This is a genomic window from Winslowiella toletana, from assembly GCF_032164335.1.
Taxonomy (GTDB): domain Bacteria; phylum Pseudomonadota; class Gammaproteobacteria; order Enterobacterales; family Enterobacteriaceae; genus Erwinia; species Erwinia toletana_A.
Genome location: NZ_CP134152.1, coordinates 3,256,493 through 3,273,015 on the forward strand (window position 1 = coordinate 3,256,493; position 16,523 = coordinate 3,273,015).

Consider the following 16,523-nt stretch of genomic DNA (forward strand, 5'->3'; position numbering starts at 1 on the left):
CGATGATGAAACCGACACCGACATCAACATCGACATCGACATTGCGCGTGGTACCCGCACGCTATCCGCTGCGCCAACTGGGCGCGCTGGTCGCGCTGTTTATTCTGGCGGCTGTCGTTCAGTCCGTCGCTTTTAATCCACGCTGGGAATGGGCGGTATTCGCCCGCTGGTTCTTCGATCCGGTGATTTTACAGGGGTTGGCGCAGACGCTGCTGCTGACGCTACTTGGCACCCTGTTCAGCATCGTACTCGGCGCACTACTGGCGCTGGCGCGGTTGTCATCCTCGTGGCTGCTTTCCGGCCTGGCCTGGATCTATATCTGGCTGTTCCGTTCGCTGCCGCTGATTGTGGTGCTGATTATTCTGTATAACTTCTCCTATCTGTACGACACGCTGTCGCTGGGTATTCCTTTTACTCCGCTGGTGTTTGCCAGCTATCCGACCATTGATGTACTCGGCCAGTTTGCCACCGCGGTGATTGGCCTGACGCTGGTGCAGGCGGCTTATACCGCAGAGATTATCCGTGGCGGCATTCTCGGCGTCGATGAAGGACAATTTGAAGCGGCAATGGCGCTCGGTTTACCGGCACGCCGTCGCACTCTGCGAATTATCCTGCCGCAGGCGCTGCGCGCCATTATTCCCACCGGTTTTAACGAAGTTATCAGTCTGGCAAAAGGCACGGCGATGGTTTATGTGCTGGCAATGCCGGAACTGTTCTACACCATCCAGATGATTTACAACCGTACTCAGCAGGTCATTCCGCTGCTGATGGTCGGCGCGGTGTGGTATCTGCTGGTGACTACCGTACTGTCGGTGATTCAGCACTATGTCGAACGCTGGCTGGCGCGTAGCGCCACCCGCGAACATCGTCCGGGATTATGGCGTCAGCTACGCCAGCGTCTGCAACGTCAACCGGTTACCCAGGGAGTCAGCCATGTCAGAGGCTATTGATTACTCAAACAATCCATTACGCGGCCAGGTCAGTATCGCCCAGGTCAGCAAAAGCTTTGGTAAGCATAAGGCGCTGGATGATGTGTCGCTGGAACTGGAGCCCGGCTCGGTAACGGTGATTCTCGGGCCATCCGGCTCCGGCAAATCAACGCTGTTACGCACCATCAATCACCTTGAGCGCGTCGATGAAGGCTTCATCCGTATCGACGGCGACTATATCGGCTATCAGCGTAAAGGCGATCGTTTATATGAACTGAAAGAAAAAGCCATTCTGCGCCAGCGCACGGAAGTGGGCTATGTGTTCCAGAACTTCAATCTGTTCCCGCATATGACAGTGCTGGAAAATATTATTGAAGCGCCGATTGTGCATAAAAAGCAGACGCGGGCACAGGCCATAGAGCTGGCTTACCAGCTGCTGGATACCGTTGGCCTGCGCGAGAAGGCGCACGCCTGGCCGCGCCACCTCTCCGGTGGTCAGCAGCAGCGTATTGCTATTGCCCGGGCATTAGCGCTGAATCCACGGGTGATGTTATTTGATGAGCCAACTTCTGCTCTCGATCCTGAGCTGGTGGGAGAAGTGCTGGATGTGATTAAAAAGCTGGCGCGATCGGGCACCACCATGGTGGTGGTGACGCATGAGATTGGCTTTGCCCGTGAGGTGGCAGATCGGGTGGTGTTTATGGTCGATGGTAAGGTGGTTGAACAAGGACGTGCGCAGCAGGTGCTCAATCAGCCGCAGCATCCGCGTACCCGACGTTTTCTGGCGCGCGTATTATAGCGACAAAACGGGAGCCAAAAGCGGCTCCCGTGGATCAGGGCGGCGTTTACGCCGCCTTCTGCTTAATTACCGCAGGTTAGCCGGAAAATCGGCTGGCAGCTCGCTGGCCGCACAATTAATGACCGACTCATCATTCTCACCACAGTCACGTACAAAAGTAATAGTGGCAAATTCATCAATCACTTCGGTTGGGTATGTCGGGCCGGCATCACGATAGCTTTCCATCTGCGCAATATGATCGTTCTGGAAGCAGACGGTTTTTTCCGGATTATTCATCACCCAGCGTGGGAAAAAGATAGTGCCGTGGAACACATTATCGGCAAGGTTAGCGATCAGGCTAACATCAGTGCCGGTCGGCTCGGTCCATGAAATTTTATACACGTCGCTGGCAACCCGGACAATGTACGCATGCTGATTTTTTACCCAGCGATTTCCCACCAGACCGCTATGAATACGGTAATCGAGGGTGGTGGAATTTTTTACATAAATCTCATAATTCCAGCCATTATCATAGGTATACACCAGGTGTTTGCCGGTAAATCCACTCAGGTCATTTTTATCAAACTGGCTCATGGTTGTTCTCCTTTGTTTCGTTGAGAACACTTTATCGCTTTATTAATTCGATGAATAACGCTAATTTTGCGGGTAAATCATCTAAAAAATAGATTAATCATGTTACATAAAACATCACTTGAGCAGTGGTCATTACTGGAAAGTCTGGTTGATCTTGGCAGTTTTGCACTGGCAGCAAAGGCCGCTAATCGCAGCCAGTCAGCCGTCAGTTATAATATTTCGTTATTGCAGCAGAGGCTGGGGGTGGCGTTATTGCAACCCGAAGGCCGACGCGCAGTACTGACGCCCGCGGGTGAGCTGCTGCTGGCTCAGGTGCGTCCGCTGCTGCGCGACTTTCATCAGATAGAGCGGCGTGCCGCCGCGTTAAAGAGCGGACAGCGAGCGCGTATCGACCTGGTAGTGGACAGTATTTTTCCGCGCGCCCGATTATTTAATGTATTACGCCACTTCCAGCAACGGCATCCGCTGACGCAGATTCATCTTACCGAAGTGTTAAACAGCGAAAGCCCGGCAAAGCTGGCGCAACGCCCGGCTGATTTACTGGTGCTGACGCGTAATCATCATGCTCAGGATCCCGGCCAGTGGCTGATGAATGTGGATTTCATCGCAGTGGCGCACTCACAGCATCCGCTGCATAGCCTGCCTGCTCCAATCAGCAGTGCCCAGCTGCATCACTATCCACTGATTAAAATCACCGACCAGCTACAGCAGGCTCAACAGCAGCCAGCAGCCTTAGCTGAAAGCTGGACCTTTACCACGATTGAGGCGGCGATAGAGGCGGTAGTGCATCAGGTAGGTTACGGCTGGCTGCCCGCAGAACGCATCGCGCCATTACTCGACCAAAATCAATTGAAAATATTGCCATTAGAGCATGGCGTCAGGCGTACAACGGCGTTGCATTTGATTCTTCGCCAGCAGAATCTGGCGTGGGATGCGGAGATTGCTACCCTGACGGAACTGTTCACCCGGCAGGAAGAATAAGCGATAAAAAAACCGGTTTATCAGCGTGATAAACCGGTATTAACCATTTGGCAAGACGACAGAAAGGTCCAGGAAAGACGTCAGGCGGTGCAGCCTGGGTCTGTCATTACCTTAACCCACCGCTATCGTCATGACTAACAACAATAAATGCGCACGTTATGCGTGATTGTCATAGCCATTAATGCGCCGTATCGGTACGTTTGACCGCATCAAGCGTCGCCTGCTCACGCTCGGTGCCGGTCAGCTCACTTAGCTGACCTTCGCGCATTTCCAGTAAGCGATCGGCATGAATAAAGTAGTGATCGTCATGGCTGATGGCAAACACCGTTTTACCCATTCCCTGCAACCATGGCAGCAGCTCGCGGTAGAAGATCCGGCGGAAATGCGGATCCTGATCGGCCGCCCACTCATCCAGCAGCAGTATGTCACGCTGCTCGGCGGTGGCCAGCAACAGCGCCAGACGTTTGCTCTGCCCTTTCGATAATTGCAGGTTCAGCACTTTATTGCCTTCCAGCTGTAACTTATCCTGCATTTTCAGGCGCTCAAGCCACTGCTGTACCAGCGCAGGGTCGGCAGCTTCACCTTCGCGACCAATCAGGCGGTCAAACAGATGGACATCCGTAAACACCGCAGAGAACAGTTTGCGATACTCCTCCAGCCGCGCCAGTCCGATCTCTTCTCCATCCAGCAAAATCGAACCGGATACCGGCTGATACAGTCCGGTCAGCAGCATCGCCAGCGTTGATTTGCCGCTGCCGTTACCGCCAATCAGAAACACCAGTTCACCGCGTTTCAGCGTCATGTTGATCGGCCCGACGGCGAAACCTGCATCACCGTAATGGAATACCACATCACGCAGCTCAAGGGTCTGCCAGTTTTTTGATGGCGCCAGCGCGCTAAAATCTTCGCGATAATCGGTCAGTTTAAACGCGCGCAGTTTATTAAATGCCACCTGCGCACTGAGCAGCGTCGGCAGTGCCCCGACCGCCTGCAACAGCGGAGTACGCAAAAACAGCAGCGTCAGGGAATAGGTAGCCGCCACGCCCGTGTCGGCCCAGCCGAGACTGTTGGCCATAAAAAACGCCAGCCCAATCGCGCCGAGCATCATAATATTCGACCAGTTGACCGCACTCAGGTGGAATGTATCCGCACGCACAATATGATGGCGATAATTTTTGGCGTCTTCCTGATAAACCGTTTCATAGATCTGACGCGCGCGATCGCGATTCAGCGCCAGCTCTTTGCGCCCGTCAATCACCGTCTGGTAATCTTTATACAGTCGATCTTCGGTTTCACGCAGCGTAGCCAGATGGCGGTAGACGCGGGAAACCAGCAGCCAGCCACCAATGATGGTAATCGTCACCCATACCGCCGTGACAATCATCATCTTGGGTGACAACCATGCCAGATAGGCAGCACAGCCGATGGTCAGGATAATCCCCTGGATCAATTCCGGCAGGCGCACAAATGCCAGCGTAATATTGCGCACGTCGCTGGTCAGGCCTGCCAGCAGCTGAGCATTACCAATCTGCTCAATACGTTCAACGCGGGTATCAAGAATACGTTTGATAAATTCGCCGCGCAGGCGATAGATAAAGTGGTGCCCTAACTGAGTCAGCGCCAGTTGAGCGCCCAGCGTCACCGCCATCAGCAGCAGCAGTAAGCCTAAAAACTTCGGCAGTACCAGCAATGACGAATTGATGCTGACGATCAGCTCGCGGTTGATAAAGGCAATCAGCCCGATCCCCAGTACTGCGCTGAGCAGACTCAGCACCATCACCATAATAAATGGCCAGCGGTACTGTTTATAAACGACGTGCAGCAACTCCATGACAACTTCCTGGTTTTAAAAAAGCTGCCTGCAGTTTAATGAGAAGCTAATCGATAGCAATAATAATTCTCATTCTGAAGCAGGTTTTTCATCATTCAGAATGAGACGTTTGTAGCACAGCATCAAAGCGCGCGTCGGAAGGTAATGTTATAGCGGAATGGCCCGGCCAGCGGATGGATACCGGCTTTCAACGGCATAATGCCATGGAAGCGTAAGCGTGACGGCCCACCCCATACCACCACGTCGCCATGCTCCAGCAACACGCGTTGGCTGGCGTCAGCGCGATCGAAACCGCCAAACTGAAACACCGCCGGTAAGCCGAGCGAGACGGAGACAATCGGCTGCCGAAGATCTTTTTCGTCTTTATCCTGATGTAAGGTCAGTTTGGCACCCGGCTCATAACGGTTGATCAGGCAGGCGTCGGGATTAAAACCGCTGAATCCTGCCTGAGCCGCTGCTGATTTTGCCAGCGCGCGGAAACGGTCCGGCATCGGCGGCCATTTACGGCCGGTGGCCGCATCATGTTCGCTGTACTGATAACCGCGCGAGTCCGTTGACCAGCCGAGATCGCCACAGTTAGTCATCGCCACCGACATACGATGGCCGCCGGGAGTAATGCGATGATGAAAAGGATTTTGCGCCGCAATGCTTAATACCGTGTTGAGCAGCGCTTCACCTTCATCACGTACCAGCCGACGCAAAATCACTGCGCCTTCGGCCAGCGGTTCTGCCCAAGGCGCTTCATCGCTGAATAAATCCAGCATCTTTATCTCCTCGCCAGTAAGTTATGGCTGCTGCAAAAACGCTTCAAACTGCGGCGACATCCAGGTACTGAAGCCGTCATCCTGCTTGGTAATCAGGTAAACCGCCAGTTTTTCCTGCATCGCCAGCTGTTTGGCTTTTTCGGTGCCCAGCACCATTAACCCGGTATCCCAGCCATCCGCTTCCAGCGCGGTGGTCGCGATAACCGTTGCCGACACCAGTTTATGCTCAATCGGTCGCCCGGTCATCGGGTCAATCACGTGAGAGATCCGCTTGCCATCCAGTTCGTAATAGTTGCGATAGCTGCCAGAGGTGCTGATACCGTGACCTTGCAGATCGACAATCGCCTCAACCGCATTCTCTTTATCCGTCGGTTTCTGAATCGCCACCCGCCAGGGTTTCCCTTCGGCATTGCGACCACGCGTCAATACCGCACCGCCTACTGATACCAGATAGTTATTAATGCCCTGCTGCTCCATCAGGCGTGCAAGATGATCGGTGGCAAACCCCTCACCGACCGTAGACAGATCGACATAGAGCGCCGGCAGATCTTTTTGCAGCCACTGCCCTTCTCCGCTCTGGATCACTTTCAGATGTTGTAACCCGGTCAACGCACGAGCGGCATCGATCTGTGCCTGAGTGGGAGTTTCCACCGGCTGTTTATCCGGGCCAAAGCCCCATAAATTCACCAGCGGCCCAACGGTAATATCCATCGCACCATCGGTTTTTTTACCGATGCGCAGCGCCAGCGTAATGATATCCGCCATATTTTCGCTAACTGCCTGCGGCTGCTGGCTGCGGGATTGATTAAAGATGGAGAGGGCTGAATCTTTTTTCCACGTCGATAACTCCCGATCGTCAGCATCCAGCTGCTGCTGAATGGCCTGCTTCAGTTCAGCTTCACGTTCACCGTCCACTCCCGCCAGACTGACTCGCCAGTAAGTTCCCATGGTTTTGCCTTCCAGCACCAGCGACGTTGATGCCGGTTGCCGATCGCAACCAGAAACAGTCAAAGATAGCAGTAGACTCATGACGGGCAGCATAAACAACTTCATTGAATATCCTTGTTTATTTCACTTTGTTAGCATTGATTAACATAGTTAAAGTTTTTGTAAACCAGCAAATGTCTCATTGACCAGACTATGCTGGCTCACCAGAATGCTCAGTCTGAGAAAATTACCTCAGACCGATCGATATGTGTATTAGCTATAAAGGAGACCCTTATGCAAAATATCGTGCTCCTCGTGATTCTCGCCGGACTGGTGGTCTTTTCCGGTTATAAATATCATAAAGAGAATCGCGCCAAAGCGCTTACCCGCCAACGCCATCGGTAACACTCGTTAAGGCCCCAATTGTTGGGGCCGCTTTATTTGCCCTCAGCACCATCTCTGACCACGCTGCACCAAATAGATGCCGGCAATCTTACCTTAAGGCCATCAATCCCGGATAAACAAAGGCCTGCAAACCTGGCACAACTCCTGCTTAGTGTTTTTCATCTTGTATACAAGTGCGGACACAACCTTAAGCACCAGGAGCTGGCTATGAGCGAAAATAACAAAGCAGGAAATATCAACCAACAGCGTCGCCGTCTGATGAAATATTCTGCCCTTACGCTGGGTGGCCTGGCGCTGGAAGGCATGCTGGGAAACCGCATGGCATGGGCGGCGGAAGAGGAAATCCGTATTGGTTACTGGCCGATTGTCGGCGGCTTACCGCTGTATGTCGGTCTTGAACAAGGGCTGTTTAAGCAGGCCGGACTGAATGTGAAAGCGGTAAAATTCGCCAGCGCCCAGCAGATCGTCGAAGCGATGATCACCGGGCGTATTGATGGCTGTGCCAACGGTACGGCAACCGGTGCGCTGGGCCTCGGTGAAATCACCAGCCCGAATCTGTTCAAAATAATCTGCTCCAATCCGTCAAATGAGAAAATGGTACTTGATGAGTTTTTAGTCCCGGTCAACAGCACGGTAAAAACCATCGGTGAGCTGAAAGGTAAGAAGATTGCCTGTGGCCCCGGTATTCAGAACGTCACCATGGCCAAAATCATTCTGGAGAAAAACGGTTTTACGCAGCCTAAGGTGATTGAGTTGCCGGTCGGCCAGCACGCCCCTGCACTTGCCGCCGGACAAATCGATGGCGTCTACACGCTGGAGCCAACCGGAACCGTGGCGCGGATGAAAGGACTGGCGCGGGTGCTGGAAACCGGTGTGATCTCGAAATATGTGCTCGGCGACGCCAGTGCACCGTGGTTTGGTGGCGCAGCCGCCCTGACCAGCAACTTCATCAGCAGTGACAACGATCAGGCCAAACGCTTTATCGCCGCGTATGGTCAGGCGGTGCAGTTTATTCAGCAGAACCCGGATGCCGCCCGCGAAAATGTCGCGGGTTATACCAGTATCGAACCTGCTTTAGCCAAAGAAGTACCGTTACCGGGATTTGTGATGTACGACCAGCTGACCGGTGACAATCTGCAATGGTTCCAGAAATTTTACGACGTATTTACCGAACGCAAAATCTTCCGCCAGCCGGTGGACGTGGCAAAAATCATCTGGCAGGCCTGATCGGAGGTGGTATGAAATCTAACTGGAAACATCGTCTGTTGCCGTTTATCGGCCCGATTCTGCTGTACCTTTTCTGGCAAACCGCCGTCAGTGCTAAATGGCTGAATCCGGTTTTGTTGCCGTCACCGGGTGAGACGCTGGCTTATCTGTTTTCAATGCTCGGCGATGCCAGCATGATGCAAGATATTGGCGCGACGCTGTACCGCACGTTGATGTCATTCGCCTTTGCAGCGGTTATCGGTGTGCCGCTGGGCATTATTTTAGGCAGCAACGAAAAGGTCTATCGCAGCGTTGAGTTCCTGATCGACTTCTTTCGCTCGACGCCCTCTTCGGCGTTAATTCCGCTGTTTCTGCTGATATTTGGCATTACCGATGCCAATAAAATTGCCATTGCGGCTTTTGCGGCGGTACTGGTGATTCTGTTTAACAGCGCCTACGGCGTAATGAATGCCAAAAAGACCCGGCTGATGGCGGCGCAGGTGATGGGCATTTCGCGCTGGCATATTTTTAAAGACATCATGTTAATGGAGAGCCTGGCACAAACCTTTGTTGGACTGCGCACCGGCGTGTCAATGGCACTGGTAATTGTGATCGTCGCCGAGATGTTTATCGGCTCGGAAACCGGCCTGGGACACCGCATTATTGACGCGCAGCAGGTGTTTAACATTAAAGATATGTACGCCTCGATTCTGATAACCGGTGCCTTTGGCTATCTGCTTAATCTGGCTTTTTTACTGATTGAAAAAAGCTTCGTTCACTGGAGTGGCAAAGCATGACGACACCTGCAATTCACTACCCTGCGCCCGATACCCATGTGACTATTCGTGGTCTGTATAAATCTTTTGCTGGCCAGCCGCTGTATCAGGACCTTAATCTCGATCTGCCTAAAGGCAAAATCGTGTCGATTTTTGGCCCGAACGGCTGCGGTAAGTCAACGCTGATGAATATGGTTGCCGGGTTAATTCCGATCGATAAAGGCCAGGTGCTGTTTGATGGTAAAACGCTGGCTGAAACCACCATTGGCTATGTGTTTCAAAACTATCGCGATGCGCTGTTTCCATGGATGAGCGCATGGAAAAACATTGCCTATCCGTTGATCCGCCGGGGAATGGCAAAAGCCGAGGTCACCGCACGCGTCGAAGAACTCGCCAGGATGTTTGATATTCGCTTTGATTTGCAGCGCTATCCGTATGAATTGTCGGGCGGTCAGCAGCAAACGGTGTGCATTATGCGCGCGCTGGCTCCCAAGCCGGAAGTGATGTTCCTTGATGAACCGTTTTCCGCGCTGGATTTTGAGATGACGCTGTTTATCCGCGATAAACTGCAAGAGGTGCAGCAAGCCACCGGCGTCACTATGTTGATTGTCTCACATGACCTGGAGGATGCGGTGTTTCTGGCTGATGAGATACTGCTGCTGACCCGCCGCCCGACCAGCGTCGCGGAAATCGTCCCGTTTAACTTGCCGCGCCCACGCGGAGCCGAAGCGATGAGCGATCCAGAGTTTATCCGGGTCAAAGCGCATACGCTGGCGGTGTTTAAGCGGGAGATGGCAGCAGGGTGTTCGCAGACTTAAGGAAGCAGTTAAAGGATTGAGAAAACGCTAGCGAAGAGAAGCAAAATTAACAGGAGCGCAGCCTGGCTGCGCTCCTGTCAGCAACTTAGAACTGGTAAACCAGACCCAGAGCGACGATATCATCAGTATTGATACCGGTAGCGCGGGTGAACTGGTTTTCATCCATCAGGTTGATCTGGTAATCAACATAGGTGGACATGTTCTTGTTGAAGTAGTAGGTCGCGCCTACATCGATGTATTTTTTCAGGTTCTGTTTACCGAAACCTTGTACTTCAGTACCGCGAGAGGTCACGAAGGCCAGGGAAGGACGCAGGCCGAAGTCAAATTGGTACTGAGCTACCAGCTCCCAGTTTTCAGCTTTGTCAGCATAACCGTAAGCAGTTGAGTCAACGCTACCGAAGCGGGTGGCGTTATAAGACTTGGTGAACATCGCCGCCAGGTAGATGTTGTTCTGGTCATATTTCAGACCACCGGTGTATGCAGTCGCTTTATCGCCGTTACCCAGTACGCGTGCAGAGTTCTGCTCGGTGGTGCGGTCAGAAGAGAACATTGCAGCACCCAATGCCAGACCGGTATCGCCCAGCTCGTAGGTTGATGACAGACCCCAGCCGTCACCGTTCTGACCGAGCACATTACGGCCGTTAGGGGATTCGGTTGAGCTGCTGTTTTTGCCCTGGTACTGAACGGCGAAGTTCCAGCCATCTACCAGACCAAAGAAGTTGTTGTTACGGTAGGTCGCCATGCCGTTACCGCGTGAGAACATGAAGTTGTCAGCGCCGTAAGTGTCGCCACCGAACTCTGGCAGCACGTCAGTCCATGCGCCGATATCGTATGCCACGCCGTAGTTACGACCGTAGTCGAATGAACCGGCTTCGCCGAATTTCAGACCAGCAAAACCAACACGGGTATAGCTGTCTTTAGTTCCTTCAGACTCAGCGTTGTTCAGTGCTGCCTGATATTCCCACTGGCCATAACCGGTCAGCTGTTGAGAAATCTGGGTTTCACCCTTAAAGCCGAAACGGACGTAAGACTGGTCGCCATCGCTGCCATCATTATCGGAGAAATAATGCAGGCCATCGACTTTACCGTACAGGTCTAATTTGTTGCCGTCTTTGTTATAGATTTCTGCTGCGCCAGCTGAACCAGCGATCAGCAGCGCCGGAACCATCAGGGAAAGAACGCGAATTTTCATTTTTTTATTACCCTCTAATTGTGTCTTATATTTGCCACTGCGTGCTGAATGTCTAAAAATTCAGCCGAGAAGCCATTGTCAATTTGAGGGCAGTAATAATCTATCAAGAAAATGCTACTAAATTTCCGAAAGTGTTTCAAAGTACTAATAACATATTACAAAATATTAATGGAGAGGAACTTTTACCCAGCACGCATAATCTAAGGACATCGCACTAATTGTCAAAAAAATAAGCAAAGCTTTCTATTCAGACACTTACAGAAGATTACATTTTTGAGCACTGAATGATAATTTTTTTTATCTATCAGGTTATAGAATAGATCCCGCTATCATCATTTTATTTCATTATTACCTTCATTCACCCCGAATGAGATGTTTTACCCTTATATTTCCCGCCGGACGTTTTGTCCGGCATTTTTTTGCCCGTTTTTCAGCCGCGATCATCCAGCCTGAAGTTAATATCAGCACTCAATTATCCACCGCAACGGTAGATTTGCCGCATTTATTTCCGCACAATATGTTAAGAAATAATCGCCAATTTTTTTCCATTTAATTACTATCCAGAAATAACCGACGGCATATTGTAACGTGGTCGTAATGACTAACGCTCGCGTAATGCTTCTTTAAGTTTGTTCAGGGGCTTAATCAGATAATCCATCACTGATTTCTCACCGGTCTTGATGTCCACACTGGCCACCATGCCTGGCAATATAGGGAATTTGCGTCCGGCCCGGTTGGTTAATTCCGCTGTTTGCGTGCGAACATAGACGCGATAGTAATATTGGTCTCGCTTAACTTCATCCTGCAGCGTGTCCGGTGAAACCGTTTCAACTTCTCCGGCTAAGTCACCATAGATTGATGAGTCATAGGCAGTGATTTTTACCGTGGCCGCCAGGCCTGGACGGATGTAAGCAATATCACGCGGGTTGATGCGTGTTTCGATTAGCAACTGGTCTTCCAGTGGAACAATCTCCATCAGCTTATCACCCGGCTGTAATACGCCACCGACAGTGGTCACCTGAATATCTTTAACAATGCCGCGCACCGGCGAATAGAGCGTGGCATGGTTAAGCTGATCGCGTTTACCGGTCAATACCTGTAACTGTGCGTCAAGATCGGCATTGTTTTTTACCTGTTCTTCGCGCGCGCGCACCGCATAGGCATTGGTTGCTTCATCAATTTTTCCACGCAGATCGCTGATCTGACGTTGCAGGCGAATCACCTCCACTTTACCTGCCGCACCTCTGGCCACCAGCGGTTGAGTCATGCGCAGCTCATCCTGCACCAGTTTCATTGATTGTTGCAGGTTGCTGACGCTTTCCGTCAGATTACGCCGACGCGACTGATACAACTGGGTTTCACGCGCCACCAGCTCCGGCTCCTTCAGCGTTTCAGCACTGAATCGGAGCGGTGCGCCGGTCAGCTCGGCGCGTAAGCGTTCAGCCGAGGCGCGCAAGGTACGTACTTTTGACTGCGCCTCACCAAAGTTGGACTGAAAACGGGTCGGGTCCAGCCGCGCCAGTATCTCGCCCTTCTCAACAATATCGCCTTCATGCACGCTCAGCTGGTCGACGATACCGCCATCCAGCGTTTCAATAACCTGCGCGTGGGTGTAAGGCGTCACTTTACCGCTACCCACCGTAACCTCATCAAGAACGGCGAAGTATGCCCAGATAAAAAACAGCAGCAATGCGGCAGCGCAGACCCAGATAATTGCCGAGGTGCGTTTTTCATTGCGCTTTAAATCACGATCGATCAGCAACAGGCTCATGCGGCATCTCCTGGTTGATTGGCTGGGGTTGCGGCAGGATTAACGGCGCGCAGAATATCGTCACGAGCACCATCGGCAATAATCCGGCCGTTATCCATCACCACGATACGATCAACCAGTTTCAGCAGCGCCGGGCGGTGCGTCACCAGCACCAGCGTGCGTCCGGAAAGCCAGTTATGCATCTGGCGCAGCACGTGTTCTTCCAGCTGCTCATCCATTGCGGCGGTTGGCTCATCCATCAGTACCACCTGCGGCTGGCGCAGGATCATCCGGCTCAGCATCACCATTTGCCGCTGGCCGCCGGACAGGCCGCGCCCGCCTTCATTGATGATCCGGTCAAGACTGGCTGCATCCTGTTGCACCATGCTGAGCGCGCCACTGACGCGTAACGCCTGTAACATCTCCTGCTCACTGGCATGCGGGTTGCCCAGCATCAGATTCTGCCGCAGCGTGCCGAAAAACAGCCGCGAATCCTGTGACAGCCAGCCCAGCTGTCGTCGTAAATCTACCGGGTCGATATGGCTGATATCCACGCCGTCGACCACCACTTTGCCCTGTGTCGCACTTGCCTGCCCGGCCAGCAGTTTCAGCAGCGTCGATTTTCCTGCGCCGACCTTGCCAACAATCGCCAATCTCTCGCCGGGTTTGATTTGCAGTTTCGCTACGTTGAGCACGTTTTTCACATTCTCTTCATCATAGCTATATTGCACATTACGAAGATCGTAGTGCCCGGTCAGGCTCGGACAATGAGCCACATCGCCCTCTTCCGGCTGATCGAGCGGCCGTTTCAGCAGCTCATCCAGCCCGTTCATGGCGCTTTTTGCATGCTGCCAGCGGGAAAACACCATGGTGAGCTGCATCAGCGGCGCAATGGTGCGTGACGACAGCAGGCTACTTGCCACCAGCGTACCGGTAGTGATATCGCCGCTCAGTACCAGATAGGTGCCAAACACCAGCATTCCGGCATAGGTTAACTGCTGGACCGTTGAGGCCCAGCCGGTCAGCCGTGCGCCCCACAAACGCTGTTTCATGCCAACCGCAGCGCTGACCTCATGGGTTTGCTCCCACTGACGCTGAAAATAGGGTTCAGCCTGTAACGCTTTGATATCCTCAATGCCCTCGATAGTTTCCACCAGCACCGCATTGCGCAACGCGCCTTCACGCATCCCCTCTTTTGCCAGCTTCGCCATCGGAATCTGTAATAGCAAACCCGGAATCACGATCAGCGGAATAGCCAGCAGCGGAATGATCACCAGTGGACCGCCGATAAACGCCATAATAAACAGAAACAGGATCACAAACGGCATGTCGGCCGCCGCGCCGACGGTGGTGGAGGTCAGCAACTCACGTACCTGATCGATTTCCCGCAGCTGCGAAATAAACGAGCCGGTAGATTTTGGCCGTGCTTCATTGCGAATATTCATCGCGCGCGCAAACAGCATCGATGACACCTTTAAATCAATGCGTTTTCCCATCGAATCAGATACCTGAGTTCGCATAAGGCGAATCAGATATTCAATTCCGGCAGCCACCAGCACGCCAACAAACAGCACCCAGAGTGTTGATTCTGACTGTGCCGGGATCACCCGATCGTAAATCTGCATGGAAAACAGAATCCCCGCCAGCGCCAGCACATTGCCAACCACCGATGCCAGTGAGATCTCCATAATGCGGCGTCCCATGCCGCGAAAATTATGCCAGAACCAGTGCTTTTTAAACGGCTGGACAAACTCGTCAATGCGCGCATCGCGACCGCGCGCCGCGACGCCAATAATCGCCACCTGCTGCCGACTTTGCGCCAGCAGTAAAGCCAGCTCCGTTTCGCGCACCACGTCTCCTCCGTCGCTGATCCAGTAGCGCGCTCTGGCTTCACCATCAATCGATTCAACCACCGCCACGCTGCCGCTTTCCAGTATCAGCACAACCGGCGTGACTTCCTGACGCCAGCGAATGCTGTCGCGTGGCATCATGGTGAGATGCAGTCCCAACAGCCCGGCCAACCGTTCCAACTGCTGACTGGCGCTGAGATGCTCAAACCAGCGCATCTGCTGGCGTAGATTTTGTCCTTCCGCCGGTTTACCAAACCGCGCCGCCACACGCAGCATCGCATCAATCCAGTTTTCGGTAGTGGGGCTTTGTATCGTCATCTTTATTGCCTTTTATCCGGGGTTCGCAGGTGAGTGCTTACAGTGAAGGCAAGGTTTGTCCGCTATTGGCTTCGCGGTCGATACCCATAATGTCGAGCAGATTATCGACCGCCGCGGCGTAACGCACCGTGGCATCCCAGCCGTCATATAGCGCCATAGTGCGCATGCTGTCAGCCTGGAAAACATCCTGTTCTACGCTCAGCAGATCGTTCAGGCTGCGCTTATTCAGTTTGTATTCATCGGCATATACCGAGCGGGTATGGTCAGCACTGGCCAGCTGCTCCTCCCCCGCCTGCTGGCGCTGCTGCGCGCCAATCATATCGGCGTAAGCGGTAGAGGCCCGTTGATTAATTTCCAGTTTCGACTGCTGAATATCCGCCAGCGCCGCTTCACGCTGGCCTGCTGCCGCGCGGGTTTTTGCATTGACTAAACCGCCCTGATAAAGCGGCGCTTCAACGCGCAGTTGCAGCAGATCGTCCCAGTAAGAGCGGTTATCGTTTTCGTAGCGGGTTCGACCAGCCTCGACTTTAAGCGTTGGCCAGTGATTGGATTGTGCCTGACGCACGCGTTCGCGCGCCGCCTCCTGTCTGGCCTGCGCACTGCGCACTGCGGCACTTTTTTCGTAGGCGATGTTGTTCAATGTCACCTGCTGTTGCAGCAGGCTTTGCGGCAGTTCCGGTAAGTTATCTGACACGACGCCGGTCAGCACAGTCAGCTGCGCCTGAGCAGAGCGCTGCTGGGCGCGATACTGCTCCAGCGTGGCCCGCATCCCGGCAAGTCGCGTTTGCGCCTGCAATACATCAGATTGAGAACTTAGCCCGGCATCCGCACGCATGAGAGCTATCTCTCTGACATGATCCAGCGAGCGAATATTGATTCGCGAAGCCTGGGTTAAAGCCTGATAGCGCTTTACTTCCAGATAGGCCCGCAAGGTGTCCTGTGCCACGCTGGTCATGGTGCTGTATAAGCTGTAACGATAAGCATCGGACAGCGCATGTTGCTCGTCGATGGCACCACCGGTGCGCCCGAAGTCATATAACAACTGGCTGAGACTCAGGCCGCCGGAAGCACTGTTATTGATGCTGCCGGCAGAGTCGGTCTGGCTGGATCGGCCGCCACTTGCCTGCAATGAAATCTGCGGATACCAGCCGCTTTTCGCCGCATCCAGCTCAGCTTCACCGACATGAATTTGCGCTGCGGCTTCGGCTATTTTCGGGTTACGGGCAAATGCGCGCAAGATCGCTTCGCGCAGCGTCAGAGTGGCGACCTGCTCCTCGCTGGGAGCAGCACGCCAGTTAAATTCCGCAATGGATACAGCCGCAGCCTGGGCTGGATGCCCGGCGAGACTGCAACAGGCGCCTAAGCAACATGTCGCTAATACTTTCTTCATGATGAACACCGAAT

14 protein-coding genes are annotated in these 16,523 nt (G+C 53.1%); 6 read left to right on the forward strand and 8 right to left on the reverse strand.

The window, feature by feature from the left end:
• Positions 1 to 5 precede the first annotated feature (5 nt).
• Together RIN69_RS15355 and RIN69_RS15360 are read left to right on the forward strand one after the other, a co-directional pair.
• On the forward strand, positions 6 to 950 hold the full coding sequence (locus RIN69_RS15355) for an amino acid ABC transporter permease (RefSeq protein ID WP_313857766.1): 945 nt from the start codon (positions 6 to 8) through the stop codon (positions 948 to 950).
• Entirely contained in the window at positions 934 to 1,728 is a 795-nt protein-coding gene (locus RIN69_RS15360; RefSeq protein WP_313852849.1) for an amino acid ABC transporter ATP-binding protein, read from the forward strand. The genes RIN69_RS15355 and RIN69_RS15360 overlap by 17 nt, the downstream gene beginning before the upstream one ends.
• A gap of 66 nt (positions 1,729 to 1,794) precedes the next feature.
• Here RIN69_RS15360 and RIN69_RS15365 read toward each other — a convergent pair whose 3' ends face one another.
• Complete coding sequence (locus RIN69_RS15365) at positions 1,795 to 2,301, reverse strand: phenolic acid decarboxylase (protein ID WP_313852850.1); 507 nt, start codon at positions 2,299 to 2,301, stop codon at positions 1,795 to 1,797.
• A gap of 99 nt (positions 2,302 to 2,400) precedes the next feature.
• Here RIN69_RS15365 and RIN69_RS15370 point away from each other — a divergent pair, with 99 nt between their 5' ends.
• Positions 2,401 to 3,282, forward strand: a complete 882-nt coding sequence (locus tag RIN69_RS15370; protein ID WP_313852851.1) for a LysR family transcriptional regulator — start codon at positions 2,401 to 2,403, stop codon at positions 3,280 to 3,282.
• A gap of 178 nt (positions 3,283 to 3,460) precedes the next feature.
• On the opposite strand, the gene RIN69_RS15375 is transcribed toward RIN69_RS15370, so the two are convergent.
• From RIN69_RS15375 to apbE, 3 genes are all read right to left on the reverse strand, one after another.
• A complete protein-coding gene (locus RIN69_RS15375; RefSeq protein WP_313852852.1) occupies positions 3,461 to 5,113 on the reverse strand; it encodes a multidrug ABC transporter permease/ATP-binding protein in 1,653 nt (550 codons plus the stop codon).
• A 122-nt stretch (positions 5,114 to 5,235) separates the two neighbouring features.
• Positions 5,236 to 5,877 (reverse strand): DNA oxidative demethylase AlkB, encoded by a 642-nt coding sequence (gene alkB / locus RIN69_RS15380; RefSeq protein WP_313852853.1) that lies wholly within the window; start codon positions 5,875 to 5,877, stop codon positions 5,236 to 5,238.
• A 21-nt stretch (positions 5,878 to 5,898) separates the two neighbouring features.
• A complete protein-coding gene (apbE, locus tag RIN69_RS15385; protein WP_313852854.1) occupies positions 5,899 to 6,906 on the reverse strand; it encodes an FAD:protein FMN transferase ApbE in 1,008 nt (335 codons plus the stop codon).
• A gap of 510 nt (positions 6,907 to 7,416) precedes the next feature.
• On the opposite strand from apbE, the gene RIN69_RS15390 reads away from it, so the two are divergent.
• The 3 genes from RIN69_RS15390 to RIN69_RS15400 are packed head-to-tail and all read left to right on the forward strand — an operon-like array spanning position 7,417 to position 10,009.
• Complete coding sequence (locus RIN69_RS15390; protein WP_313852855.1) at positions 7,417 to 8,436, forward strand: ABC transporter substrate-binding protein; 1,020 nt, start codon at positions 7,417 to 7,419, stop codon at positions 8,434 to 8,436.
• 11 nt (positions 8,437 to 8,447) lie between these two features.
• On the forward strand, positions 8,448 to 9,212 hold the full coding sequence (locus RIN69_RS15395; RefSeq protein WP_313852856.1) for an ABC transporter permease: 765 nt from the start codon (positions 8,448 to 8,450) through the stop codon (positions 9,210 to 9,212).
• Positions 9,209 to 10,009, forward strand: a complete 801-nt coding sequence (locus tag RIN69_RS15400; RefSeq protein ID WP_313852857.1) for an ABC transporter ATP-binding protein — start codon at positions 9,209 to 9,211, stop codon at positions 10,007 to 10,009. Before RIN69_RS15395 ends, RIN69_RS15400 begins: the two co-directional genes overlap by 4 nt.
• An 85-nt stretch (positions 10,010 to 10,094) precedes the next feature.
• Here RIN69_RS15400 and ompC read toward each other — a convergent pair whose 3' ends face one another.
• The 4 genes from ompC to RIN69_RS15420 form a co-directional block, all read right to left on the reverse strand.
• Entirely contained in the window at positions 10,095 to 11,201 is a 1,107-nt protein-coding gene (ompC, locus tag RIN69_RS15405) for a porin OmpC (RefSeq protein WP_313852859.1), read from the reverse strand.
• Positions 11,202 to 11,802: 601 nt separating this feature from the next.
• Complete coding sequence (locus tag RIN69_RS15410; RefSeq protein ID WP_313852861.1) at positions 11,803 to 12,972, reverse strand: HlyD family efflux transporter periplasmic adaptor subunit; 1,170 nt, start codon at positions 12,970 to 12,972, stop codon at positions 11,803 to 11,805.
• Positions 12,969 to 15,119, reverse strand: a complete 2,151-nt coding sequence (locus RIN69_RS15415) for a type I secretion system permease/ATPase (protein WP_313852862.1) — start codon at positions 15,117 to 15,119, stop codon at positions 12,969 to 12,971. Before RIN69_RS15415 ends, RIN69_RS15410 begins: the two co-directional genes overlap by 4 nt.
• 37 nt (positions 15,120 to 15,156) lie before the next feature.
• Positions 15,157 to 16,509, reverse strand: coding sequence for a TolC family outer membrane protein (locus RIN69_RS15420; protein ID WP_313852864.1), 1,353 nt, complete (start codon positions 16,507 to 16,509; stop codon positions 15,157 to 15,159).
• Positions 16,510 to 16,523 lie beyond the last annotated feature (14 nt).